This window comes from Pseudomonas sp. Pc102 (genome assembly GCF_018408275.1).
Classification (GTDB): Bacteria; Pseudomonadota; Gammaproteobacteria; order Pseudomonadales; family Pseudomonadaceae; genus Metapseudomonas; species Metapseudomonas tohonis.
Genome location: NZ_AP021905.1, coordinates 3,849,630 through 3,874,462, shown reverse-complemented (window position 1 = coordinate 3,874,462; position 24,833 = coordinate 3,849,630). Strand labels below are relative to the sequence as shown.

At 69.4% G+C, this 24,833-nt stretch carries 18 protein-coding genes; 6 read left to right on the top strand and 12 right to left on the bottom strand.

From position 1 onward, the window contains the following. Positions 1 to 272 precede the first annotated feature (272 nt). Positions 273 to 1,190, top strand: a complete 918-nt coding sequence (locus tag PHLH3_RS17655; RefSeq protein ID WP_213625162.1) for a bestrophin family protein — start codon at positions 273 to 275, stop codon at positions 1,188 to 1,190. 20 nt (positions 1,191 to 1,210) lie between these two features. Here PHLH3_RS17655 and PHLH3_RS17650 read toward each other — a convergent pair whose 3' ends face one another. Continuing rightward, a complete protein-coding gene (locus PHLH3_RS17650; RefSeq protein ID WP_021220047.1) occupies positions 1,211 to 1,549 on the bottom strand; it encodes a carboxymuconolactone decarboxylase family protein in 339 nt (112 codons plus the stop codon). Positions 1,550 to 1,662: 113 nt separating this feature from the next. Between PHLH3_RS17650 and PHLH3_RS17645 the strand changes: the two genes are divergently transcribed. Beyond that, positions 1,663 to 2,574 carry a cupin domain-containing protein gene (locus tag PHLH3_RS17645; RefSeq protein ID WP_213625161.1) on the top strand — a complete coding sequence of 304 codons (912 nt, stop codon included), beginning with the start codon at positions 1,663 to 1,665 and terminating at the stop codon, positions 2,572 to 2,574. A gap of 506 nt (positions 2,575 to 3,080) precedes the next feature. On the opposite strand, the gene PHLH3_RS30455 is transcribed toward PHLH3_RS17645, so the two are convergent. From PHLH3_RS30455 to PHLH3_RS17615, 6 genes are all read right to left on the bottom strand, one after another. Continuing rightward, positions 3,081 to 3,620 carry an AraC family transcriptional regulator gene (locus tag PHLH3_RS30455; protein WP_244862901.1) on the bottom strand — a complete coding sequence of 180 codons (540 nt, stop codon included), beginning with the start codon at positions 3,618 to 3,620 and terminating at the stop codon, positions 3,081 to 3,083. Between the two features lie 66 nt (positions 3,621 to 3,686). Further along, positions 3,687 to 9,188, bottom strand: a complete 5,502-nt coding sequence (locus PHLH3_RS17635) for an ATP-binding sensor histidine kinase (protein ID WP_213625160.1) — start codon at positions 9,186 to 9,188, stop codon at positions 3,687 to 3,689. Beyond that, positions 9,185 to 9,550, bottom strand: coding sequence for a response regulator (locus PHLH3_RS17630; protein ID WP_337057969.1), 366 nt, complete (start codon positions 9,548 to 9,550; stop codon positions 9,185 to 9,187). The genes PHLH3_RS17635 and PHLH3_RS17630 overlap by 4 nt, the downstream gene beginning before the upstream one ends. Before the next feature lie 59 nt (positions 9,551 to 9,609). After that, entirely contained in the window at positions 9,610 to 10,602 is a 993-nt protein-coding gene (locus tag PHLH3_RS17625) for a response regulator (protein WP_213625159.1), read from the bottom strand. Between the two features lie 321 nt (positions 10,603 to 10,923). Next, positions 10,924 to 11,109 (bottom strand): hypothetical protein, encoded by a 186-nt coding sequence (locus PHLH3_RS17620; protein ID WP_213625158.1) that lies wholly within the window; start codon positions 11,107 to 11,109, stop codon positions 10,924 to 10,926. A gap of 212 nt (positions 11,110 to 11,321) precedes the next feature. Further along, positions 11,322 to 11,975 carry a hydrolase gene (locus tag PHLH3_RS17615; RefSeq protein WP_213625157.1) on the bottom strand — a complete coding sequence of 218 codons (654 nt, stop codon included), beginning with the start codon at positions 11,973 to 11,975 and terminating at the stop codon, positions 11,322 to 11,324. 308 nt (positions 11,976 to 12,283) lie between these two features. Between PHLH3_RS17615 and PHLH3_RS17610 the strand changes: the two genes are divergently transcribed. Further along, the gene (locus PHLH3_RS17610; protein WP_213625156.1) at positions 12,284 to 13,102 is read left to right on the top strand and encodes an alpha/beta hydrolase; all 819 of its coding nucleotides are present in this window, start codon (positions 12,284 to 12,286) and stop codon (positions 13,100 to 13,102) included. A 43-nt stretch (positions 13,103 to 13,145) separates the two neighbouring features. On the opposite strand, the gene PHLH3_RS17605 is transcribed toward PHLH3_RS17610, so the two are convergent. Beyond that, positions 13,146 to 14,018 carry a LysR family transcriptional regulator gene (locus PHLH3_RS17605; RefSeq protein ID WP_213625155.1) on the bottom strand — a complete coding sequence of 291 codons (873 nt, stop codon included), beginning with the start codon at positions 14,016 to 14,018 and terminating at the stop codon, positions 13,146 to 13,148. 116 nt (positions 14,019 to 14,134) lie between these two features. Between PHLH3_RS17605 and PHLH3_RS17600 the strand changes: the two genes are divergently transcribed. From PHLH3_RS17600 to PHLH3_RS17590, 3 genes are all read left to right on the top strand, one after another. Next, positions 14,135 to 15,361 carry a YbfB/YjiJ family MFS transporter gene (locus PHLH3_RS17600; RefSeq protein WP_213625154.1) on the top strand — a complete coding sequence of 409 codons (1,227 nt, stop codon included), beginning with the start codon at positions 14,135 to 14,137 and terminating at the stop codon, positions 15,359 to 15,361. Between the two features lie 392 nt (positions 15,362 to 15,753). Beyond that, the gene (gene katG, locus PHLH3_RS17595) at positions 15,754 to 18,018 is read left to right on the top strand and encodes a catalase/peroxidase HPI (RefSeq protein WP_213625153.1); all 2,265 of its coding nucleotides are present in this window, start codon (positions 15,754 to 15,756) and stop codon (positions 18,016 to 18,018) included. A 175-nt stretch (positions 18,019 to 18,193) separates the two neighbouring features. Next, positions 18,194 to 20,161: an alkyl sulfatase dimerization domain-containing protein gene (locus tag PHLH3_RS17590; RefSeq protein ID WP_213625152.1), complete on the top strand. Its 1,968-nt coding sequence runs from the start codon at positions 18,194 to 18,196 to the stop codon at positions 20,159 to 20,161. A 655-nt stretch (positions 20,162 to 20,816) separates the two neighbouring features. On the opposite strand, the gene PHLH3_RS17585 is transcribed toward PHLH3_RS17590, so the two are convergent. Genes PHLH3_RS17585 through PHLH3_RS17570 form a run of 4 tightly spaced genes read right to left on the bottom strand, consistent with a single transcriptional unit; the run spans position 20,817 to position 24,764 of the window. Then, the gene (locus PHLH3_RS17585) at positions 20,817 to 21,104 is read right to left on the bottom strand and encodes a DUF202 domain-containing protein (protein ID WP_213625151.1); all 288 of its coding nucleotides are present in this window, start codon (positions 21,102 to 21,104) and stop codon (positions 20,817 to 20,819) included. Further along, positions 21,097 to 21,480 (bottom strand): DUF202 domain-containing protein, encoded by a 384-nt coding sequence (locus PHLH3_RS17580; protein ID WP_213625150.1) that lies wholly within the window; start codon positions 21,478 to 21,480, stop codon positions 21,097 to 21,099. The genes PHLH3_RS17585 and PHLH3_RS17580 overlap by 8 nt, the downstream gene beginning before the upstream one ends. 53 nt (positions 21,481 to 21,533) lie before the next feature. Next, positions 21,534 to 22,898, bottom strand: coding sequence for a DUF1329 domain-containing protein (locus PHLH3_RS17575; RefSeq protein WP_213625149.1), 1,365 nt, complete (start codon positions 22,896 to 22,898; stop codon positions 21,534 to 21,536). Between the two features lie 12 nt (positions 22,899 to 22,910). Next, positions 22,911 to 24,764, bottom strand: coding sequence for a DUF1302 domain-containing protein (locus PHLH3_RS17570; protein WP_213625148.1), 1,854 nt, complete (start codon positions 24,762 to 24,764; stop codon positions 22,911 to 22,913). Positions 24,765 to 24,833: the final 69 nt, after the last annotated feature.

Below are 24,833 nucleotides of genomic sequence, written 5' to 3'. Positions count from 1 at the left end.
GGATGAAAGGAGCGTCATCCACCACACCGGTTGGCGCCCTGGTTCGAGTTGGGCACGGCGTCGTAGGTTGGTGCCGAGCGCAGCGAGGCCCAACGCAGCGATATTGGGCCCAACCGCAGAGGCTCTCCTTGTGGGAGCGGCTTCAGCTGCGAAGGACCCGCCGCCGGCACAGGGTTGCGAGCGGGCTGGTATTTGCTGTGGGGCGCAGGCCAAACGGGGTCGCCAGGCTCTATAGTTGCTCCCATCCCCGTCCTGCCTGCCGAGCCTAGCCGATGATCACCCGTCCCCAGAATCCTTCGATCCCGGTCCTGCTGTTCTCCCTCAAGGGGTCGATCATCCCGGCCATCTGGCGCAAGGTGCTGTTCACCGTGCTGATCAGCTCGGTGGTGGTGGCCACCCACGGCACGCTCTATCACTACAAGGTGATCCTCACGGCCACGCCCTTCACCCTCTGGGGGCTGACGCTGGCGATCTTCCTCGGCTTCAGGAACACCGTGGCCTACCAGCGCTTCTGGGAGGCACGCACGTTGTGGGGCGAGCTGCTGATCGTCACCCGCAACCTGACCCGGCAACTGCTGAGCCTGACCCCGGCGATGCCGCCAGCCGAGCGCCGCCGGCTGGTGGATGCGCTGGCCGCCTTCAGCCATGCGTTGCGCGATCACCTGCGTGGCGCGGGCGATGGCGCCGACGTGCAGCGCCTGCTGGACGCGCCGGCCCGCGCGCAGCTGGCGGGCAAGGGCAACGTGCCCAGCGCGCTGCTGGGGCTGATCGGCCAGCGCGTGATGGCGGCGAGCCGCGAGGCGGGGGCGGGCGAGAGGGTCCAGGCGTCTCTCGACGAGCAACTGACCCGCTTGTCGTACGTGCTGGGCGGATGCGAGCGCATCAAGAACACGCCCATCCCCTATCCCTACATCCTCATGCTGCACCGCATCGTCCACGTGTACTGCTTCCTGCTGCCGTTCTGCCTGGTGGACGCCATCGGCTGGTTCACGCCCTTCGCGGTCTGCGTGCTGGCGTACACCTTCTTCGGCCTGGATGCCCTCGGCGACCAGATTTCCGACCCCTTCGACACCCAGCCCAACGACCTGCCGCTGAACGCCATGTGCCGCAACATCGAGATCACGGTGCTGGAGCTGCTGGGCGAACCCGCGCCCGAGCCGGCGCAGCCGGTGAAGGGCGTGCTGCTCTAGCGCGGGTAAGGCGCCGGGCCTCAGGCCGTCTGCTCGAAGGCCTCCAGGGCGCGCAGCGAGTAGATGTAGGCCGCGCCGGCGTTCAGCGAGATGGCGGTGGCCAGGGCCTGGGCCAGTTCGGCCTCGGTGGCGCCGGCCTTGCGCGCGGCTTCGGCATGCACGCCGATGCAGCCGTCGCAGCGGGTGGTGATGGCCACGGCCATGGCGATCAGTTCGCGGGTCTTGGCGTCGAGCGCGTCGCCGTCGCTGGCGGCGGCGCCCAGGGCCTGGTAGGCGGCGAGCATCTTCGGGTGGGACTTGCCGAGCTTGCCGAAGGCTTTCTTCACGGCGGGAACGTAGTCGGACCAGTTGAACAGCATGATGGCTTCTCCTAGCTTTGCACGGGGCCGGTCATCGGCCGGTGAGGAGAGTGTCCCGCCGGCGCGTTCCCGGCGTTTTGCATTCCTGCCCATCCCTTTGCCGAAACGTCCCGATGCACGCATTCGACCACCTGATCGACCTGGCCAACCTCCGTGGCGTGCTGGATCTGCGCTGCCAGCTGCACGGCAATTGGTCCCTGGACCATCCGCGCCTGCCGGCCGGCCAGGCCAGCTACCACATCCTGCTGCGCGGCGAGTGCCGCCTTGAGCTCGCCGGCCAGCCGCCCCTACGCCTGCGCGCGGGGGAGATCCTGCTGCTGCCGCGCAGCGATTCCCACCTGTTGCAGGCCGGCCAGCCGGGCCGCCTGCCCACCCCGACGCCCCCGCACGAAGAGCCCGGGCGCGTTCCGCTCTTGCGCATCGGCGAGGGCGGGGAGGGCTTCGAGATGCTCTGCGGGCGCATCCACTACAACCCGCGCGCGACCCTGCTGGAGGCCTTGCCCGATGTGCTGGTGGTGCAGGCCGGCGCCACCTCGGAGGGCCGCCTGGCTGCGGTGGTGGAACTGATGCGGCTGGAGGCCGAGGGCGAAGAGGTGGCCAACCAGGCGATGGTCGACGGGCTCTCGGTGATCCTCTTCACCCTGGTGATGCGCGCCTACCTGCGTGAGCGCCAGGACCTGCCGGGCATCTTCGCCCTGCTGCGCGACCGGCGCCTGGGCAAGGCGGCGCTGGCGCTGCTGGCGGATCTCTCGCGCGACTGGCCGGTGGAGGCACTGGCGGCCGAGGCGAACATGTCGCGCTCCAGCTTCATGCGCGCCTTCACCCAGCTCGCCGGCACCCCGCCTGCCAGCCTGGTGACGCGCCTGCGCCTGGAGCGCGCGCAGCAATTGCTGCAAGGCACGGCGATGAGCATCGGCGCCATCGCCCTGGAAGTCGGCTACCCCAGCCAGGCGTCCTTCAGCCGCGTGTTCCGCCAGCACCTGGGCGAATCGCCGGCGGGGTACAGGCAGCGCGGTCGCGGGTAATGGGCCAGGGACTGCCGGGAGCTCCCCCGTAGGAGCGGCTTCAGCCGCGAAAGGCCTCTCGCCGGCGCCGGCTGCGAATGACCGGAAGCTCCATCGCGAATGAACTGGCTCCGTCTGCGTTGGCTGTTGCGAGCTCGTGCGAAGACACAAGCCTGGGCATTCATGGCTCCCTGTCACGCCCACCGCGTGGGTTTCGCTTCGCTCTACGCCACCCTACGAAAGCCACTGCGCACCGGGCGTGATGCGCACATCGATGACGATTCCGGCGAAGACGCGAGAGCGCTGCCGGGCCAGGGATGGCCCGTCGAGTGGGCAGCACCCCGCCGGGCCCCTGGAGCGTTGATGAAGCGGGGGCGAAACAGAAACCATCGGCAAGGTTCGGCAATCGGCTTGGCCAAAACCTCCTGGCAACACTTGACGCAGACAGGGCCAATGAACCCGCTCCTGCGATCGAGCCAGCGGTAACGGTGGTCTACCCCTTCAGGTATTACCCCTTGGGGTAAGGCTCAGGCGCTGGCGGCCTGGATGTCGGGCATGTGGAAGCGCCGCCACTTGTTCGGGGTGGTGCCTTCGAGCTTGTTGAACACGCGGCAGAAATGCGACTGGTCGGAGAAGCCGCATTCCTGGCTGATCCGCGAGATGGGCATGCCCGGGTTCAGCAGCAGTTCCTTGGCGCGGCGGATGCGGTAGTGCAGCGACCATTCCTGGGGCGACAGCCCGGTGGCCTTCTTGAACGCGCGGGAGAAGTGGCTGCGCGACAGTGCGCACTGCTCGGCCACCTCGGCGATGAACAGCCGCGAGGACAGGCTGCCGGCCATGATCTCCTTGGCCTTGCGCTCCTGCCAGGGGGCCAGGGCGACGCGTTCGCAGCGGGCCGGCCGGGGCGCGCGGTAGCGCTGCAGCAGGTGTTCGCAGAGTTGCAGGCTGGCCTGTTGCACGGATTGCCCGCTTGCCGGTTCGGGTGCCTGGAGGCTGTCCTTGAGCGACAGCAGCAGTTCGTAGGTCCGGTGGTCGAGGGTGGCGACCGGTGCGGCGAGGTCGGTCATGGCGTCTCTCCTGTGCAAGGTGGCACCAGAGTGCCGCTTCGCTGCCGTCGAGTCCTTTGGGGAGCCTTAAACGTCCTGAATGCGCTCTTCAGCCTGGCCGAGCGCGGGCAGGATGAAGAAGAACAGGCTCTCTCCATGGCGCCCCTGGGTGGCGCGCAGCGTCCCGCCGTGGGCGGCGACGATGGAGGAGCAGATCGCCAGGCCCATGCCCATTCCGCTCGCCTTGGTGCTGTAGAAGGCCTGGAAGACCCGTGCCTGGTCTTCGGTGGCGATGCCGGGGCCGGTGTCCTCCACCGTCACCAGTATGTCCCCGCCCACCGCCTGCGAGGCGATGGTCAGCCGCCGCTCGCCGGGTGGCAGGGCCTGCATGGCTTCCACGGCATTGGTGATCAGGTTGTGCATGACCTGCTGCAGCTGCACCGCGTCCCCTTGGGCGCAGGCGTCGCGGGCCAGCGCCAGGGTCACGCTGACGTGCTTGTCGTGGATGTCCGCCTGGGTGATGGCGAGCACGGAGCGGATCACCTCGTCCACCCGCACGGGGGCGCGAGCGGGCGGTGCCTGGCGGGCGAGGGCGCGCATGGCGGTGACGATGCCCGCTGCGCGCTGGCCCTCGGCGAGGATGTCGCGGATGCCTTCCAGGGCGTCGTCGATCTGCGGTTGCGCGCGCTCCAGCCAGCGGATGCTGGCACCGGCGTTGGACAGGATCGAGGCCAGCGGCTGGTTGATCTCGTGGGCGATGGAGGCGGCCAGTTCGCCGAGCACGGTGGCTTGGGCGGTGCGCTCCAGTTCGCTGCGCGCGGTTCGCAGGTCGGTCTCGGTGCGGCGCCGCTCGGTGATGTCGGAAATGACGCCGATGAAGGTCTCGGCGCCGTCGTCGGGCTCGCCGGCCAGCTCCAGGTAACGCGGGCCGCCGTCCAGCTCGACGGTGCGGAACTCCAGGCGGAAGGCCTCGTGCTGCGCGACGGCGGCGGCGAGGGTGGCATGGAAGCGCAGGCGGTCGTCAGGGTGCACCAGCAGGCTCGGGTCGTGCATCGGGTCGCCGGTGCCTGGCAGCGCCAGCCCCAGCTCCGCCACCAGGTGCCGCGTCCAGGGCGAGCACTCCTCGGCGGGACGCCAGACGAAGGTGCTGTAGCGGCTCACCGCCTGACCGATGGCCATCAGCGCCTGGGTGCGGCGCAGGGTGTCCTCGCCGAGGCGTCGCCTGCGGTTTTCCGCCAGCAGGTCGGTGTACAGGCGTGCATTGCTCAGGGAGATGGCCGCCTGCGCCGCGAGCAGTTCCAGCACGCCAACCCGCGCCGGTTCGAATGCGCCTGGCGTCAGGGTGTTCTCGAGGTAGAGCACGCCGATGGTCTCGTTCTGCTTGAGCAGCGGCACGCAGGCCACCGAGGCGGATTCCAGGCGCAGCAGGTAGGGGTCGTCCTCGAAGCGGCGCAGCGCCTCGGTGCCGTCGAGCACCAGCGATTCGTGATTGCGCATCACGTGGGCCACCAGGCTCAGGGGCGCGGCTTCGGTGGCGGTGGGGTTGGCCCGCAGGCGTATGTCGATGCCACCGGCATCGGCCAGGCCGCTGGCCTCGACCCTCAGCACCCCGTCATCGGCCAGCAGCAGGGCGGTGTAAGTGGCGCCTGCGTGCATGGCGGTGTTGGCCAGCAGTGTCTTGATCAGCGCGTCCGGCTCGATCTCCCGCGACAGCGCCTGGCAGGCGCGGGTGATGGCGACCATGTCCAGATGCTGCATGGCCTGCAGCGCGACGCCCTGCGGCGGTGCGGCGGGTTGCTCGCGGAGGAAGGCATGTTGCGCCTCCAATTGGTCGGCGAGCTTCTTCGCACCCCAGCGGCGCCAGGCATCGCGCGCCAGGCGCAGGTGGGTCTGGGCGCCGAACTCCAGGCCGAGGGCGGCGAGGTGGCGAGCCTCAAGCTCGTGGGCGAGGCCACGGATATGGATGGCACCGCACTGGGTGGCCTTGGCGATGGCGTCTTCGTAGTGCTGCAGCGCGGCCATGTCGTGACCCTCTATGCGCAACACCTCGGCTTCGGCCAGGGCCAGGCGGTCGGCGAAATAGCGCGGGTTGCTGCCGGCCCACAGGCGCAGGCGGCCCAGGGGGTGCTCGAAGTCCTGGGCCACGCCGCTACGTGTCTGCAGCGCGGCGCGGTTGAGTACGGTGAACAGCGCGAGGTCGATCTGGTGGATGTGCACCGGCGCCGCCCAGGTCAGCGACCATGCCTGGTCCAGGTGGCCGGCGGCCCGCTCGAAAGCGCCTTCGAGGAAGTGGAACAGGCCTTCGAACAGCTGCCACCAGAAATGCAGCGGCGCCATGCTGCTCTGGGCGACGCGCTCGGCGATGGCCTGCGGTGCGGGGATGGGTATGGGCGTACCCACCTCGCCGGCCAGGCGACGGATGTACAGGGCCTGGGTGTAGAGGATGTTCTGCGCGTCGACGAATTCCAGGTTGCGTGCCAGCTCCAGGCCGGAGTCGATCTGCCGCAGCATGCGCTCGATGGGGGCGCCCAGCACCAGCAGGTCGGACACCACGTGGGTGTTGGCGTAGCAGGCGAAGCTCGGGGTGCCCTGGGCCAGGCTCCGGCGGTAGGCGGTCTCGGCGCATTCCAGGGCGAAGGGCAGGGGCCGGGTCCAGGCGCTGACCTGGTCCAGGGCCACCAGCGCCGAGATGCGCGCGGAGCCATAACATTCCTGGTCGGCCAGGCGTCGAGCCAGGGCGGTGAATTCGAAGCCTTCGCGGTAGGCTTCGTAGCGCTGGGCGATGCTCACGCCGAGCCAGGCCAGGGCGTGCACCGCTGCGGCGCTCATGCCGTGCTGCAGGCAGAGTTCGAGCACGCGGCAGGTGCTCAGCAGCATCAGGTTGGGGTGGATGAACGAGCCGGGAATGACGATGCTGGCAAGCAGTTCCAGGGTTGCCAGCAGCTGGGGGGCGCGCACTATGGGCAGGCGGTCGAGGGCCTCCGGCGAGTGCGCCGCCAATGCGCGCTCCACGCGTCGCCAGGCCTGCTCGGTCTCCTCGTCGCCGGGGTCCCGGGGCAGCTCGAAGCCGAGGGAGGCGAGGCCGTCGATGGCGGTGAGCACGGCGCCGGCGTAGTCGCCGCGCAGGGAGCTGATCTCGCACTTGAGCTTGTGCAGCTCGCAGCGCTCGGCATGGCTGTCGGTCCTGGCCAGCAGTGCACCGATGAAGGTTTCCGCCGCCGGGTAGTCGGCGCTGAGGATCAGGCACTGGGCATAGAGCAGCTCAACGGCGCGGCCGAGGGATTCGTGGTGCGGCACCTGCATCTGCAGCAGCGCCGCCGCGTGATGCAGGTAGGCGAGGGCGGTGGAGGCGGCGGCGGAGGCCTTGGCCAGCCGAGCGGCGTGCATCAGCAGTTCGATGAAGTCCAGGCGGCGGGAGGCGTCCAGGGTCTCGCCGCTGGTGGCCAGCACCTGGGTGGCGACGCGGAACACGGCCTCGGGCAGGGCGTCGGCGGGCAGGGCATCGAGCAGTGCCTGGGCGAACGCCAGGTGCATCGCCTGGCGGGTGGCTTCGGGCAGTTGCGCGCGGGCGGACTCCCAGACCGCGTCGTGGGTGAAGGCGAGGCCGTCCTGGTATTCGCCCACCAGTCCTGCCTTGAACGCCGGGCGCAGCAGGTTGAGCAGCTGCGGCACGTCGGTGCCGCTGACCAGCGCCAGTTCCGCCAGGGGTGTGTGGTTGCCGAGCAGCGCCAGGCGGCCGAGGGCGCGACGGGTGCGTTCGGGCAGGCGCTCCAGGCGCGAGCGCATCATCGCGGCGACATCGTCGAACAGCGCCGGCAGCGCTTCGGGCCGTTCGCTGCTTTCGCGCAACACGGCGATGGTCTGTGCCACGAATAGCGGGTTGCCGTTGCCGCGCTGACTGAGACGCCCGGCCAGCAACGATCGCTCGGCGGGGTGCAGGTCCAGCTCGCTGGAGAGCAGGGTGGCGATCTCGTTGGCCGCCAGGGGGCGCAGGCGCATCTCCAGGGTACGGCCGCCGAGGGCGCGGCAACGCTCGACGAAGGCCGGCAGCCGGGAGCCTTCGCCGAGCGCCTCGTCGCGGTAGGCGGCGATCAGCAGCAGGTGGTTGAAAAGCGTGGGACCGAGTTCTTCGAGGAAGGACAGGCTCTCCTGGTCGATCCACTGCACGTCGTCGAGGAACAGGATCAGCGGGTGTTCGGCTCGGGCGATGAGTCCCAGCAGGCGATGGAGGGTGCCGTGCAGGTGACGCCGCGCCTCGCTCACCGGTGGCGCGCCGGCACTGCCGAGGGGGCCGGTCAGCCATTCCAGCTCCGGCACGACGCGGGCGACCAGGTCGCCTTGCTCACCCACCGCATCGCGCAGGCGCTGGCCCCAGCGCTTAGCGTCTTGCGGTGACTCGCCCACCAGTCGGGCGAACAGCGAGGACAGCGCCGAGGCGAGCACCGCGTAGGGCAGGTTGTGCCGGGCCTGCTCGCACTTGCCGTTGGCGAACAGCAGGGTGTCAGCCGGCAGGTTGCGCCACAGGTGGCGCACCAGGGTGGTCTTGCCGATGCCGGGCTCGCCCTCGATCAGCAGCGCGCCGCCACAGCCTCGCTGCAGGCGCTGCACGGCTTCGCGCAGGGCCTCCAGTTCAAACTCGCGGCCCACCAGGGGCGTGCCCGGGCGGCGGCCGGGAGAGCTGTCGCGCTGTGCGTCGGAGCGGCCGATGCTGCCCAGCTCGCGCCATTCGTTGAGGAAGCGGCGCAGCTCGGCTTCCAGCGCCAGGGCCGATTCGGGGCGTTTCTCCGGTTGCTTGTGCAGCAGCCAGGCCACCAGGTCTTCCAGGGCGGCGGGCAGCCCGGGTCGCCAGCGGGCGATGGCGGGAGCGGGGACGGCGACGTGCAGGTGCAGCCACTGCATGGGGTCGCTGGCATTGAAGGGCAGGTGGCCGGTGAGCAACCGGTAGAAGGTCACGCCCAGGGCATAGAGGTCGCTGCGTTGGGACGCGGGGGCGTCGGTGCGGCCGGCCTGCTCCGGGGCGAGGTAGGCGAGGCCGCTGTCGGCGCTGTGCAGGGTGGCGTCCGGGCAGCCTTCGCCCAGTACGGCGAAGGCGAAGCCGGTGAGGCGGATTTCACCGTTGCTGCCGAGGATGAGGTTCTCCGGGCGGATGTCGCGGTGCACGAGCCCGCGCCGGTGCGCCTGGGCCAGGGCACTGGTGGCGGCGACCGCCAGGCGCAGGAAGCGCTCCACCGAGAGCGCCCCCATGATCAGGCCGGACAGCGGGCGGCCGTCCTGGTCGTCGAGCAGCAGCGCCGGGCCGCGCGGCGTCGTCAGCAGGGCCAGCGGCGGCACGGCCCAGGCGGCGTCCAGGCAGGGCGCCATGGCGTATTCGCGGTCCAGCCGGGCCTGCTCCCTGGCGCAGGCGGAAGGGCCGGCGCCGACCAGCAGCCAGCGCCGCTGCGAGGTGGCGTCATGCAGGCGCCAGCGGGTCAGGCAATCGTGCTCGTCGATACGCTCCCAGCGCGCCCCGGCCACCCGCTCCTCGTCGAAGGCAAGCAGGTCGTCGGCTCTGCCCTGGCGGACGATGGCGGCGCGCGGTGGCGGCGTCACGGGCGCCCCTGCAGCGCATCGCCGATGGCCGCCAGGAGCACCTCGGCGGTGAAGGGCTTGGCGATGAAACCCACTGCGCCCTGTTGTCGCGCGAGGCTGATGGCCTGTTCGCTGGCGCGGGCCGACATGCAGATCACCGGCACCCTGCTGCCCCGGGCGTTGAGGCTGCGCTGCACGTCCTGGCCCTGCAGGCCCGGCATGCACAGGTCGAGCAGCACGCAGTCGGCCTGCTCCTTCCAAGGGGAGGCGAGGAAGCTCTCGCCGGACTGGAAGCAGACCGGACTGTAACCCTCGGATTTGAGGAGGTTGGCGACGCCCTTGCGGACTGAAGGGTCGTCGTCGATCACACACACGACGCGCATGCTGGGCCTTGGACGGTGGGAGGAAGGGGTGGCCACCGACAGCATGTCAGCGGGCCCTTTCAAGCCTGCGGATCGCTGCGTTGATGCGGCTCGGGAAGCCTGCCGAGCATCTTACCCACCAGCAGCAGGTCCACCAGCGTGCGTGTGCCCAGTTTTGTCATGATGTGCTTTTTGTGCACCTTGACCGTCACTTCCTGAAGCCCCAGTCGCACCGCGATCTGCTTGTTCATGCACCCTTCCAGGAGCAGCAGGAACACCTCCTGCTCGCGGGGCGTCAGCTCCGCGTAGCGCTGGCGCACGGCGGCCAGGCGACGGCTTTCGGCGTGCCGCGCGGCCGCCTGGCGCATCGCCTCGTGCACGTTGCAGAGCAACTGCCGTTCATCGAAGGGCTTGGTCAGGAAGCCCTCCGCGCCGGCCTTGATCGCCCGCACCGACATGTCGATGGTGCCGAAGCCGGTCATGAAGACGATGGGCAGCGGCGCCTCGCGACGGATCAGCTCGGCCTGCAGGTCGAAACCACTGCCCTGGCTCAGGCGCACATCCAGCAGCAGGCAGCCCGGCAGGGCGAAGTCGCAGTGGCCGAGGAAGGCTTCGGCCGACTCATGGCCGACGGCGCTGATGCCGGCGGAACGAAGCTGGCGTACCAGGGCCGCGCGCACGGCGGGTTCGTCGTCCACTACATGGACCTGGACCGGCGGCAGGTCGCTGCCGCGCTCGTAGGCATCGGCGCTGTTGGCTTCGGTGCCCACCGGTATGCGGGTGATCTGCGCCAGGTTCAGGCGGTAGCCCCGCCCGGGGATGGTCTCGAGCATCTGGCGGTCCAGCCCCAGGACCTTGCGCAGGGTGGAGACGTGCACTTGCAGGTTGTTCTCCTCGACCACGGTGTCCGGCCAGATGGTGCGGATCAACTCGTCCTTGGTGACCAATCGGTTGGGCGCCGCCAGCAGCGCCTCGAGGACATCGAATGCGCGGCTGCCGAGGCGGACCGGGGCATCCTCGTGGAAGGCCTCGCGCCGCTCCAGCGACACCCATGCGTTGCCTAGACGGATCATGCTCATGCCTGTGCGTGTGGTTCGTGTGACCGGCCGGCCCGGCTCGGGCGGCCATGGAGCAGTCAATCACAGGTGTCGGGGCGGCTCCTTGTACAGGAGTGCTGAGTGGCTTGCCCCGCAGGAGCGAATTCAATCGCGATGCGCCTCCACCGGCCACCCCGTAGCGACCCGGGATGTGGGGGTGGACCACGCTCCATCGGTCCACCGTTCGGAGTCATGTCGAGCCCCGCTGGTGGAGGAAAAAGCGCCCTTCATCCTCAACAGCGGGCGTGGCCATGAGCTGGCACGGCGGCTTCGTGGCGGTGATTCGTGTGCTGCGGTTCAGAACCTGCCGCCCAGCGTGTATTCGATGATCAGGTAGAGGCGGTCGGTGTCGGCGCCGCCCTGGGCGTCGTTGGCGCGCTGGGTGACGTGGGCGAGGCAGATGGCGGGTTCGAAGAGGTTGTAGGCGCCGCGTTGCGGGGCGGTGAGGGACGACTCCAGCTGGCGACCACACACTGTGCCCATTCGCGGCGGTAGGCCTGTCCGGAGGGCGAGGTGGAGCGGAATTCGTTGTCCGGCCGGTAGTTGCGTGCCAGCAGCGACCCGTCGGCGGCGTGGTGTCGGCGTGCACGGGGCTGCCGGCCAGCAGCAGGAGGCCGGTGAGGGTTCGTGGGGGTATGTCACCTGGTGTCCTCCGTGGCGGAGGCGGGGAGCGGCAGCGCCGCCCCCCGGGGGCGTCAGTGGCCTTCGGAGGCGTTGAACATGGTCTTGGCGTAGATCAGGCCGAGGCCGTAGGCGCCGCCGTGTTCGATGGAGGTCTTCACGGTCTGGTCGTAGGTTTCGCCACGGGCCCAGTCGCGTTGCAGTTCGAGCAGGTACTGCAGCGAGGTCATGGGGCGGGCGCCGAGCTGGATCATGCGTTGCAGGGCCATCTCGTGGGCTTCGTCGGAGACGTCGCCGCAGGCGTCGGCGATGACGTAGACCTCGAAGCCCTGGTCCAGCGCGGAGAGGGCCGGGCCGACGATGCAGACGGAGGTCCAGAGGCCGGCGAGGACGATCTTGTCCTTGCCCAGGCGGTTCACTTCCACGGCGATGCGCGGGTCTTCCCAGGTGTTCATGGTGGTGCGGTCGATCACCTCGTGCTCGGGGAACACGGATTTGATCTCGTCGAAGATCGGGCCGGAGAAGCTCTTCTCGGCAACGGTGGTGAGGAGGGTGGCGACGCCGAATTCCCGGGCGGCCTTGGACACCAGGGCGGCGTTGTTGCGCAGGGTCACCGCGTCGATGGATTTGGTGGCGAAGGACATCTGCGACTGGTGGTCGATGAGGATCAGGGTGTGGTCCAGCGGGTTGAGCAGGGTCTTGCCCGGAACGGCGGAAGCGGTGGCCATGGAGGTCTCCTCGTGGATGGCGATACGGCGATGATCGCCGGCGGACACCGGCGAAGCTCGAACCACTATGGCAAAGCCGCCGGTGCCGATATTGCACCGGTGTGCTGAGCTGTACTGCGCGCTGAAATGCGCGTTGCAGCGCCGTTGGTGCCTGCCCGGAAGGCAGCTTCTCAGGGGCGTGGCGAGTGCAGCACAAGCGTGCAATCCCGCTGTCCGATGGCGGTGGATAGTGGTGGCCTCGACGGCTGCGCGCGGCTCGTCGACACCCATCGATGACGATTCCAACCCACGCTCAACTGGAGGTTTGCATGACAACGTTCGTGACCCGTGACGGCACCGAGATCTATTACAAGGACTGGGGCAGCGGCAAGCCCGTGCTGTTCAGCCACGGTTGGCCGCTGGATGCCGACATGTGGGAATACCAGATGCAGTACCTGAGCAGCCGCGGCTACCGCACCATCGCCTTCGACCGCCGTGGCTTCGGTCGTTCGAGCCAGCCGTGGAACGGCTACGACTACGACACCTTCGCCGACGACATCGCCCAGCTGATCGAGCACCTGGACCTGCACGAGGTGACCCTGGTGGGCTTCTCCATGGGCGGCGGCGACGTCAGCCGCTACATCGGCCGCCACGGCACCGGGCGGGTCGCCAGGCTGGCGCTGCTGGGCGCGGTGACGCCGATCTTCGGCAAGACCGCCGACCATCCGCTGGGTGTCGAGCGGGCCGTGTTCGACGGCATCAAGGACGGCCTGTTGAAGGACCGCGCGCAGTTCATCGCCGACTTCGCCGCGCCGTTCTACGGCATCAACCACGGCCAGCAGGTTTCCCAGGGCGTGCTCACCCAGACCCTGAACATCGCCCTGCTGGCCTCGCTCAAGGGCACCCTCGATTGCGTGACCGCCTTCGCCGGCACCGACTTCCGCGGCGACCTGGCCAAGGTCGACGTGCCGACCCTGGTGATCCACGGCGACGACGACCAGATCGTGCCGCTGGAGGCCACCGGCAAACTGGCGGCGGAGTCGATCCCCGGCGCGGTGCTCAAGGTCTACGCAGGCGCCCCCCATGGCTTCGCCGTGACCCACGCGCAGCAGTTGAACGAGGACCTGCTGGCGTTCCTCGCGCAGTGACCCTGGCGCCGGCCGCCCGCAAGGGTGGCCGGCCCTCTGGGCTTCAGGCCGTCACCGTGGCGAAGGCCTCGGCGATGGCGTCGATCACCACCCGCACCCGCGCGGTGTGGCGCACGTCCTTGTGCGTCACCAGCCAGACGTCGTAGGGACGGATCTCGCGCTCTTCCCACACCCGCACCAACCCATCGCGCGCGCCGAGCGGCAGGGGAATCTCGCCCAGCCCCAGGCCGCTGGCGACGGCATGGCGCACCATCAGGCCCGAGGTGCAGGTGATGGCGATGCGGCCGTGGCTGATGGGCTCGGACGCCAGGGTCACGTCCTTGCCGCTGTCCAGGTAGGGCTGGTAGAGCACCAGGTCGTGGCCGGCGAAGGCCGCTCCCGGCTCGGGGGTGCCGCGTGCCTGCAGGTAGCCCGCCGTGGCGAACAGGCCCGCGCTCCAGCGTGCCACCCGGCGCACCACCAGGTCGGGGTTGTCCGGCTTCTGGTTGCGCACGGCGATGTCCGCTTCGCGCTTGGTCAGGTTGAGCATCTGCGTCGAGGCCTGCAGCTGCACTTCGATGTTCGGGTGCTCCAGGCGCATGCGCGCCATGGCCGGAATGATGAAGTCGGCGGCGAAGGACTCGGTGGTGGTGACCCGCACCACGCCGGCCAGGCGGTCGTCCATGCCGAGGATGCGCCGCTGCAGGTCGGCGGCCGAGGCTTCCATGTCCAGGGCGGCGGCCATCGCCACCTCACCGGCGGCGGTCAGGGCGTAGCCTGCGGAGGTGCGCAGGAACAGCGTGGCGCCCAGGGACTGTTCCAGCGAGGCGAGCCGGCGGCCGACGGTGGCCTGGTCGACCACCAGCGCGCGGGCGGCGCCGCGCAACGTCTGTTCGCGGCACAGGGCGAGGAATATGCGGGCGTCGTCCCAGTTCATCCGGGGCTCCTGTGTGATGCAAAAATGCATTGCAGCGGTTTAAAAACGCTGCATTATTTCATCTTTCCACGCGCTTATCCTCCTCTCATCGCGACTCCGTCACCTGAGAGGTCATCATGGATTCCGCCCCGTCTCACGCATCCTCCCGCCGCTCGCCCTGGTTGCCCATCTGGGCGGGCATGTGCGCCAGCCTGGTGGGCATCGGGCTCGCCCGCTTCGCCTACACACCGCTGGTGCCTTCGCTGATCGAGGCGCACTGGTTCTCCGCCTCGGCGGTGTTCTACCTCGGCGCGGCGAACCTCGCGGGCTATCTGGTCGGTGCCCTGGCCGGCCGGCCGCTGGCCCGGCGCTTCTCCAGCCCTGCCGTGCTGCGCGCGATGATGCTGCTGGTGACCCTGTCGTTCTTCGCCTGCGCGGTGCCCTTGTCACTGGGCTGGTTCTTCGCCTGGCGGCTGTTCTCCGGCATTTCCGGTGGCGTGATCATGGTGCTGGCCGCCAGCACCATCCTGCCGCGGGTGCCGCCGCAGCGCCGGGGCCTGGCGGGGGGCGCGATCTTTCTCGGCCTGGGCCTGGGCATCGCCGGCTCCGGGACCCTGGTGCCGCTGCTGCTGTCCTCCGGCCTGCGCCAGGCCTGGGTCGGGCTCGGCGCGGTGGCGGCGTTGCTGACGCTGTCCAGCTGGTGGGCCTGGCCGCGCGAGGGGGTGCACCTGGCCGACGCGGCGCCGTCGCCCGCACCCGGTGGCGCAGGCGGTGTCCACCTGCTGTTCGCGCAGTACGCGCTGATGGCGGTCGGCCTGGTGGCGCCGATGATGTTCCTGGTGGACTACGTGAGCCGCAGCCTGGGGGCCGGCCACCACGCCGGGGCGCTGCTGTGGACGCTGTACGGCCTGGGTGCGACGCTCGGCCCGGTGGTGTACGGCTTCCTCGCCGACCACCTGGGCGCGCGCAGGGCCATCCGCCTGGTGCTGGCGGTGCAGGCCGTCGCCCTCGGCGTGCTGCTGGAGTCCGGCGATCTGCGCGTGCTGGCAGGGGCGGCGCTGCTGATCGGCTCCTTCCCGCCGGGCATCGTGCCGCTGGCCCTGGCGCGGGTGCACCAGCTGGTGGCCGACCACCCTCGGCAGACCGCCACCTGGAGCCGCGCGACGGTGTCCTTCGCCACCTTCCAGGCACTGGCCGGCTATGGCTATTCGATGCTGTTCTCGGCGAGCGGCGGCCAGTACCCGGCGCTGTTCGCCGTCGCCCTGGGCGCCATCGTCCTGGCGCTGCTCCTGGATCTGTCGCTGGCCCTGAAGGCGCGCGCGGGGGGGCGACTCACGCAACGGGCGGGCAGCGGGGCGGCCTGAAGGGCGCGTCGCGAAAAACCGCACAACGGTACAATTTGCCGGCACCGGGACGGCCCACCATCGGCATGCCGGTGGCCGTTCGTCGGCGCCCGGCCCAAGGCCCGACTTCACGGGCGGGACGGCTGAAAGAGCCAGACTATCGACCCCCAACGCTGCCTCTATTAGACCTCCTCCAATGGAGGTCTAGTCTTGCTCTAGCGTTGGGCTCGGTCCCGCGCCAAACCTGATGAAGGGATAACAACAGAGCCCTGCTGCCCGCTGTTGGAACATCGCTGTGCCGTGCATCCGTGGAGCCGTGGCGACCCGTCGACCGCCGCTCCGCAGGCGGTGGCCGGCGCGCCCGTTCCGACCCCTCCGGGCAGAGGGGCACACGCGACCCGAGGTGGATCCAGATGTCGACCGAATCGAAATGCCCGTTCAACCATGCCGCTGGCGGCGGCACCAGCAACCGTGACTGGTGGCCGAAGCAACTGAACCTGAAGATCCTCCACCAGCATTCCTCCCTGTCCGATCCGATGGACCCGGACTTCGACTACGCCAAGGCCTTCAAGAGCCTCGACTTCCAGGCGGTGAAGCGCGACCTGCACGCGCTGATGACCGATTCCCAGGACTGGTGGCCCGCCGACTTCGGCCACTACGGCCCGCTGTTCGTGCGCATGGCCTGGCACAGCGCCGGCACCTACCGCACCGGTGATGGCCGTGGCGGCGCGGGCACCGGCCAGCAACGCTTCGCCCCGCTCAACAGCTGGCCGGACAACGTCAGCCTGGACAAGGCGCGCCGGCTCATCTGGCCGATCAAGCAGAAGTACGGGCGCAACCTGTCCTGGGCCGACCTGATCGTGCTCACCGGCAACGTCGCGCTGGAGTCCATGGGCTTCAAGACCTTCGGCTTCTCCGGTGGCCGCCCCGATGTGTGGGAGCCGGACGAGGACGTCTACTGGGGCACCGAGACCGTCTGGCTGGGCGGTGACGAGCGCTACGGCAACACCAAGGCGGTGCAGGAGCCGGGTGACGGCACCCTGGTGGCCGAGCCCGGGAAGCACGGCCAGGAAGAGAGCCGCACCGCCCAGGGCCAGCGCAACCTGGAGAACCCCCTGGCCGCCGTGCAGATGGGCCTGATCTACGTGAACCCGGAAGGCCCCGAAGGCAACCCGGACCCGGTGGCCTCTGCGCGGGACATCCGCGAGACCTTCGGCCGCATGGCGATGAACGACGAGGAGACCGTGGCGCTGATCGCCGGCGGCCACGCCTTCGGCAAGACCCACGGCGCCGGCCCGGCCGACAACGTCGGGCCCGAGCCCGAAGCGGCCGGCCTGGAGGAGCAGGGCCTGGGCTGGAGGAACGCCTTCGGCAGCGGCAAGGGCGGCGACACCATCACCAGCGGCCTGGAGGTGACCTGGACCTCGACGCCCACGCGCTGGAGCAACGAGTACCTGGAGAACCTCTTCGGCTACGAGTGGGAGCTGACCAGGAGCCCGGCCGGTGCTCACCAGTGGCGGCCCAAGGGGGGCGCCGGCGACGGCAAGATCCCCGACGCCCACGACCCGGCCAAGCGCCGCGCGCCCTCGATGCTCACCTCCGACCTGGCGTTGCGCTTCGACCCGGCCTACGAGCAGATCTCGCGGCGCTTCCTGGCCAACCCGGACCAGCTCGCCGATGCCTTCGCCCGCGCCTGGTACAAGCTGATCCACCGCGACATGGGCCCCATGGCCCGCTACCTGGGCCCGGAGCTGCCCGCCGAGGAACTGCTGTGGCAGGACCCGATCCCGGCCGTCGACCACCCGCTGGTGGACGATGCCGACGTCGCCGCGCTCAAGGCCAAGGTGCTCGGCTCGGGGCTCTCGGTGTCGCAACTGGTGTCCACCGCCTGGGCCGCCGCGTCCTCCTTCCGCGGTTCGGACAAGCGTGGCGGCGCCAACGGCGGGCGCCTGCGCCTGGAGCCTCAGCGCTCGTGGGAAGCCAACCAGCCGGAGCAGTTGAAGAACGTGCTGGCCGTCCTCGAAAGTATCCAGGCGGAGTTCAACGCCGCCCAGGCCGGTGGCAAGAAGATCTCCCTGGCCGACCTGATCGTCCTGGCCGGTGGCGCCGGCGTCGAGCTGGCGGCAAAGAACGCCGGGCACAGCATCACCGTGCCGTTCGCGCCGGGGCGCATGGACGCCTCCCAGGAGCAGACCGACGTCGAGTCCTTCGGCTTCCTCGAGCCCATCGCCGATGGCTTCCGCAACTACCTCAAGGGGCGCTACAGCGTTTCCGCCGAGGAGCTGCTGGTGGACAAGGCGCAACTGCTGACCCTCACCGCGCCGGAGATGACCGTGCTGGTCGGTGGCCTGCGCGTGCTCGGCGCCAACGCCGGGCAGAGCCGGCACGGCGTGTTCACCCAGCGGCCGGAAACCCTGACCAACGACTTCTTCACCCACCTGCTGGACATGAGCGTGGAGTGGAAGCCGGCCTCGGCTAACAGCTACGAGGGGCGCGACCGCAAGACCGGCGAGCTGAAGTGGACCGGCACCCGCGTCGACCTGGTGTTCGGCTCCCACGCGCAGCTGCGCGCCATCGCCGAGGTGTATGCCAGCGCCGATGCCGGGGACAAGTTCGTCAGGGACTTCGTCGCGGCCTGGACCAAGGTGATGAACCTCGACCGCTTCGACCTGCGCTGATCCGCCAGGGCCTGACCACGGCGCCTCCTTCGGGAGGCGTCGTGCATTGCGGGCCATCGCGGTGCGGCATGGGGGGCATGCGCCTCTGGTATTGGTCGGCGCGCGCCGTGCTCCCTACAGTCGGGCGGCGTCCGTTGCGGTCGCTCATTCCAACAAGACCAGAAAGAGCCCCTTCATGCCCATTTCCCGTCTCAGCGCCATCGCCCTGGCGCTCCTGTCCTGCGGCACCGTGCACGCCGACTCCGTCGCCCCCGGCAAGCCCGCCACGGCCATCACCGCCGAGCTGAACCAGGCCTGGCTGCAGCGCCTGCCGTTCTCCGACACCGCCGATTTCGACGACGCCCGGCGCGGCCTGCTGGAGCCCTTCGAGGGCGTCATCGCCAACGCCGAGGGCCGCGAGGTTTGGAACCGCCAGGCCTACGACTTCCTCGATGGCAACGCCGCGCCGGCCAGCGTCAACCCCAGCCTGTGGCGCATCGCCCAGCTGAACAACATCGCCGGGCTGTTCCAGGTCGGCGAGCGCATCTACCAGGTGCGGGGGATGGACCTGTCGAACATGACCGTCATCGAGGGCGACAGCGGGCTGATCCTCATCGACCCGCTGATCAGCGCCGAGACCGCCCGCGCCGGCCTGGAGCTGTACTACAGGCACCGCCCGCGCAAGCCGGTGGTGGCGGTGATCTACAGCCACGCTCACGTCGACCACTTCGGCGGCGTGCGCGGGGTGATAGACGAGGCCGACGTGAAGGCCGGCAAGGTGCGGGTGATCGCCCCGGACGGCTTCTTCGAGCACGCGGTCAGCGAGAACGTGCTGGCCGGCCCGGCGATGATGCGCCGGGCGCAGTACATGTACGGCTCGCTGCTGCCACGTGGCGAGCGGGGCCAGGTGGACGCGGGCCTGGGCAAGGGCACGCCGAGCAACGCCACGGTGACCCTGATCGCCCCCAGCGAGGTCATCGGCCAGGCGCTGGAGACCCGCACCGTCGACGGCGTGGAGATCGAATTCCAGCTCACCCCCGGCACCGAGGCGCCGGCCGAGATGAACCTGTACTTCCCGCAGTTCAAGACCCTGTGCATGGCCGAGAACGCCACCCACACCCAGCACAACGTGCTGACCCTGCGCGGCGCCCTGGTGCGCGACGCCAAGGTCTGGGCGCAGTACCTGGACGATGCCCTGGTGCGCTACGGCGACAAGGCCGAGGTGCTGTTCGCCCAGCACCACTGGCCGACCTGGGGCGGCGCGCGCATCCGCGAGTACCTGGCCGACCAGCGCGACATGTACGCCTTCCTCGACAGCCAGACGCTGCGCCTGATCAACCAGGGGCTGACGCCCACCGAGATCGCCGCAAAGCTCGCCACCCTGCCGCCGCGCCTGGCCGGCAAGTGGTACAGCCGCGACTACTACGGCTCCCTCAGCCACAACGTGCGCGCCGTGTACCAGCGCTACATGGGCTTCTACGACGGCAACCCGGCCAACCTCGACCCGCTGCCGCCGGAAGAGGCGGGCAAGCGCTACGTCGAGGCCATGGGCGGCCCTGACGCGGTGCTGGCCTTCGCCCGCAAGGCGGTCGAAGGCGGCGACTACCGCTGGGCGGCGCAACTGCTCAACCACCTGGTCTTCGCCGAACCGGACAACCAGGCGGCGCGCGAGCTGCAGGCCGACACCCTGGAACAGCTCGGCTACCAGAGCGAGAACGCCACCTGGCGCAATGTCTACCTCAGCGGCGCGCTGGAACTGCGCCAGGGCGTGGCCCGGGCCAAGGCGCGCAACAGCGCGCCGGACATGATCCGTGCGCTGACCCCGAGCCTGTTCTTCGACTACCTGGCGGTGCGCATCGACGCGATGAAGGCGGCCGACGAGGACCTGCTGATCAACTGGCGCTTCAGCGACCTGGGCGAGGACTACGCCCTGACCCTGCGCAACGGCGTGCTCACCCACCGCAACGGCGCGCGCCACGCCAAGCCGGACGTCAGCCTGAGCATGACCAAGGCGCTGCTCGACCGCATCGCCCTCAAGGAGACGGGCTTCCTCAAGGAGTCGATGATCGGCGGCATCGAGATCGACCAGGGACGGATCAAGCTGCTGCGGCTGCTCGGCGGGCTGGACGAGCCCAACCCGCAGTTCAACCTCGTCACCCCCTGAACCGCGCGCCCTGCCCGCCGGGCCGGTGGGCAGGGTGTTTGCGCATTGGGGAAACACGCAGGAGTGAATTCTTTGGTGTCGTCTGCGCTAAGTGTTGCTGGAAGGTTTATGGCCAAGCCGATTAGCGAGTTTTGCTGATGGTTTCTGTTTCGCCCCCCCCCCCCGGGCGAGTCACTTTTCTCAAGCGTCGGGATGCCGAACCACAGAAAAGTAACCAAAAGCGCCCGCCCCTGCATCCGGCCCGACTACGTCGGGTTCCCTCGCTCCATCATCGTTTCAGGGGCCCGGCGTAACAGGCCATCCATGGCCCGGTACGCCTTTCGCGACATCCATGTCGCTCAACCCCTGAAACGACGATTGCGCTCGGCCTCCTGAAGGGGCGTCTGGCGGCCGCCCCAACATCGATGCTCAATACTTCACGTTGATGTGCGCATCACCACCGGGTGAACGCTGGGGCTGGCGGCTTTCGTAGGATGGCGTAGAGCGAAGCGAAACCCATGCGGTGGGCGTTCCAGGCATCCAGAATGGCCTTGAAAGCGCCGTTCTCGAGACCACCGCACGCTGCTTCCGGCGAGCTCCAGGTGCACGCTCCGCGGTCCGGTTACTGGCCATCGCATCCGCCTGCGTAGCCCGGGCTTCAGCCTGGGGATGCGGGTCAGCCCGTGATCGCGGCCTTCACCATCGCCAGCAGCGTCATCGCCACCATCGCCAGGCCGGTGCCGAACACGGCGGTGGTGCGGGGTTGGCCGCGTTCGTCGCGGAGCATGGCGAGGCCGTGGCGGTAGCGCGGGCGCTGGCCGAGCCAGAGGGCGGTGGCGCTGCCGAGGGCGAGCAGGGCCAGCGTCGGTTCTGCGCCGCGCAGGGCCAGGCAGGCGATCACCAGCAGCGAGAGCTGGGTGCGGCGCCAGGCGAGTTCGGTGCGTTCGGCCTGGGTTTCACGCATGCCAGCGCGGCCAGAACAGCCCGGCCAGGATCAGCGCCGCCACGCAGCAGCCGAGTGCCAGCGCCGGCACCAGGGCCGGCAGGGGCAGGGCGCGGCGATGACGCAGGGCGCGCTCCACCGCCAGCCAGCGCAGGCAGGCGCCCAGGCTGACGAGGAGGCTCAGCGACAGCAGGCCGAGGGTGATGACCAGGCGCAGGCGGGGCTCGAAGGCGTGCCCGGCGAAGGTCTCCACGGCGATGCCGCCGCCCAGCAGGGCGAGGGCGGTGCGGACCCAGGCGAGAAAGGTGCGCTCGTTGGCGAGGGTGAAGCGCGGGTCGGGTTCGTCGCCGCCCAGTAGTGCGTGCGACAGGGGCTGGCGGGAGCGTGGTTCGTTCATGGTGGCCTGCACGGTGGAGCCGCCGCGCCCGGGGGCCGGCGGCGTGGGTGGGATCAGCGCAGGCCCTTGCTGCGCAACGCGCCCGGCGAGTAGTCGGAGGCGCTGGCCTGGTAGCTGAAGTCGAACGGCTTGCGCTGTTCGCCGGTCAGCCCCGAGGCGAGGTAGCGGCCGTTGTTGAGGTCGTAGGTCACCTCCATCGCGGCCACCACCGACTGCCCGCTGGGGTGGTAGAAACCGTGGGCCTCGCCGACCCGCCACAGCTCGCCACGGCTGTCGTAGTGGTCGGCCTCGAGGATGGCCCAGGTGTCCTCGTCGATGAAGTAGTGGCGCTTGCTGTAGATGTGGCGCTGGCCCGGCTTGAGGGTGGCGACCACCTCCCACACGCGGTGCAGTTCGTAGCGGGTGGCGTCCGGGTTGACGTGCCCCGGCCGGATCAGCGTGTCGTAGGGCACCTCGGGCGAGGCCAGGCGGTAGGCGTTGTACGGCACGTAGAGGGTCTTCTTGCCCACCAGCTTCCAGTCGTAGCGGTCCGGCGCGCCGTTGAACATGTCGCGGCTGTCGGCGGTGCGCAGGCCGGCGGTGGTGGGGCCGGCGGTGTCGTAGGCGATGCTCGGCGCGCGGCGCACGCGGCGCTGGCCGGCGCTGTAGACCCAGGACAGGCGCGGCTCGGCCACCTGGTCGAGGGTCTCGTGCACCAGCACCACCTCGCCGACCATGCGCGAGGGCGCGGTGAGCTTGTGGCTGTAGTAGTAGAGGATGTTGCGCGCCTGGTCCGGCGCGAGGCCCGTGATCGCGTCACGCCGGGTGAAGTACTGCTGGGTGGTCATCACCGTGTAGGCACCGTCCTTCTGGGGGGCGGCGCTGTCGGAGACGACGCTGAAGCTGCGGTTGCGGTTGCGCGTGATGTGGTTCCACAGGACCTCCAGGCCGTCCTTGGGGAGGGGGAAGGCGATCACGCCGGCGAAATCCTCGATGCCGTTGCCGTTGTTCACCAGGTGCGCGTGGGTGGCGTTGCGCGCGGCGGCGTCGCGCACGGCATCGCTCACCGGCACCGAGCGGTGGGTGGGGTAGACCGGCAGGCGGAAGCTCTCGGGGAAATGCTTGAGCAGGGCGATCTGCCCGGGGCTGAGCTGGTCCTGGTACTGGGTGTAGTTGCCGGCATCGATGGTGAACAGCGGCTTCTCGCCGGCGTAGGGGTCGCTGGGCGTGCCGTTGCTCGCCAGCGGCGGGTTGACGGTGGCGCCGTCCCACGCGGGGATGCGGCCGTCGGCGCTGGCGCCGCGTTCGGCGCCGATGGGGGTGAGCTCGCCCTGCAGGCGGGCCGCTTCTTCGGCCGTGACGGCGGCGCCGGTGTGGCCGGCCAGGAGGAAGGCGCAGAGCAGGGCGCCGCCATGGGTCAGGCAGTGGGTGGGTTTCATGCTGGACTCCGCTTAGAAGTTGACACCGACGCTGATGGACACGTAGTCGCGGTCGCCGCGTGTGCCGTAGTCGCCGTCGATGTAGTCGGTGTACGCCAGGCTGGCGTTGTAGGTGTTGTTCAGCGAGGCATCGAGGCCGACGCTGATGGCCTTGGAACCTTCGCTGAAGGCCGAGCCCTCGCCGGGGCCGTTGCCGTCCACGTCGTGCTGCCAGGACAGGTTGGGGCGCAGGTCGATGCCGGCCACCGCGTTGGGGTAGCTCAGCGCCGCGCGCATCCGGTAGCCCCACGAGAAGCGCGTGAGGAAGCCCTTGTCGTTGCAGTGCTGTGGCGTGCGCGAGGTCGACAGGCACACGGCGTTGTTGGCCAGCACGCCGCTGCCGAAGGTGCCGCTGCGGCCGTAGCGCGGGCCGTAGGTGCCTTCCAGGCCGCCGACCCAGGTAGCGCCGGCTTCGCCCACCAGCACCAGCTGGTCCGCCCCCATTACCTGGGCGAAGGAGTGGGTGGCGGTGACCTGGGCCTGGGTCACTTCCTTGCGCCGGTAGCCGTCGAACAGCACGCCGTTCTGCGCCGCGCGGGTGCCGTCGGCGATCAGTGGCGAGCGCGAGGCGTTGTTGAGCAGCGACTGGATGATGTCGGTGCCGTTGAGCTGGATCGGCATGTTCGGCCGGTAGCTGATCTCGCCCTGCAGCGCGGTGCCGGTGGCCAGGTTGGTGGAGAACGACAGGCCGTAGAGGCGGATGTCCTCCGGGTATTGCGCGGTGTAGTGCGAGGTGCCCATGCGCAGCGCGCCGGCCAGCGTCTGCCCGGTATTGCCGGCGAGGAAGGCCGCGCAGTTGGCCAGCGGCACGCCGAGGTTGGCGCACAGCTGCGGCGCGAAGGCGGTGTTGGTGAAGTAGGCGCTGCTGACGGTGCCCATGTAGGGCAGGCGGCTGTGGTAGTTGGCGAGGTAGGCGCCGAACTCGGTGTCCAGGGCGGCGGCGAACCAGCGCAGGGACAGGCCCCACTGGCCGCTGTTGCGGGCGTCCTGGTCCTGGGCCCGGGGGATGCGGATGCCTTCCCCGGTGAGGTTCACGCCGAAGGGCGTCAGGCCGGCCACCGCCGACGCGTTGCCGGTGAGGTTGGCGCCGACGTCGAGGCCGTTGCAGCCGTCGGCGAGGAAGTCGTTGCTGGAGAAGAAGGTGCCGCAGTTGTCCAGCTGGGTCTGTTCCCAGTCGAGCTGGTAGAAGAAGTCGCCGGAGAGGGAATCGGTGAGGTTCTGCGAGACGTAGAACATGTTCACCGGCACCAGGCCTTCCTTCACCTCGGAACCCGGACGGCGCAGCGCCGAGAGGTTGAAGGGGTTGATCACGTTCAGGCCGCCCTGGATGAAGGTGCTCTCGCCCCAGTTCACCACCTGCTTGCCGAGCCGTGCGGAACCCGGCTGCTCGGCGATGGCGTAGTTGTAGTAGAGGAAGGCGTCGAGCAGCTCGGCGCCGGCGGTCTTCGCCGAGCGCTTGCGGTTGTCGTCCTCGACGTTCTTGAAGCGCTGGTCCTGGTCGCGCAGCACGGTGTCGTACCAGTAGCTGCCGCGCAGGAAGAGGCCGGCGTCGCCGTGGCGCAGCTCCAGGTCGTGGCTGCCCTTGAAGATGCCGGAGAAGGCATCGCCGGAACGGAAGTTGCGCCGGCCGTCATCGCCGGTGGCGCTCTGCAGCTGTTTCGGGTCGGGGTTGGCGGTGGAGAGGCTGGTGCCGATGGACAGCGAGGAATCGAGCTGGCCTTCGAGGTCGCCGAACTGGAAATCGACGGCCATGGCGTTGCCGATCATGCAACTCAGGAGGGTCAGCAGGTAAGGCGGTTTGATGATGCCGTGCAACGTGGATCTCATCACTCATTATCCTCTTTGTTGTCGAGTGAACAGTCGGTTTCACGCGCAGGGACAATAAGTTCCGAAGTT